General features: G+C 55.7%; 1 pseudogene. It reads left to right on the top strand.

The annotated features are described in order from the left end of the window. Nucleotides 1–474 (top strand): annotated as a pseudogene (locus ACU8YC_RS26780) (glycerol-3-phosphate 1-O-acyltransferase PlsB); the annotation flags it as partial.

Raw genomic sequence — 474 nt, 5'->3', positions numbered from 1 at the left:
GAGCGCCAGTGAGTTGATCGACCACGCCTTGCAGATGAACAAGTTTGAGGTCGAGAAAGACACCATCGGCGACATCATCATACTGCTGCGCGAGCAGGCCGTATTGATGACCTACTATCGCAACAACATTGCGCACATGCTGGTTCTGCCTTCGTTGATGGCATCCATTGTAACTCAGCGCCGTCGTATTTCACGCGTCGCGCTACAGCAGCATATTGATGCGTTGTATCCAATGCTGAAAGCCGAGCTGTTCCTGCGCTGGGAACGCAATGAGCTTGCCGTAGTGATTGACGAATTGGCCAGCGAAATGCAGCGCCAGGGATTGATCGCTCAGCAGGATGGCGAACTGCATATTAACCCAGCCCGCTCCCGTACGCTCCAGCTGTTGGCTGCGGGTGCTCCCGAGACGTTGCAACGCTACGCCATTACCTTCTGGCTGCTGAGCGCCAACCCGTCCATCAACCGTGGTACGCT

It is taken from the genome of Citrobacter sp. VF227 (assembly GCF_052950715.1).
This window is presented reverse-complemented; position numbering and strand designations above follow the sequence as displayed.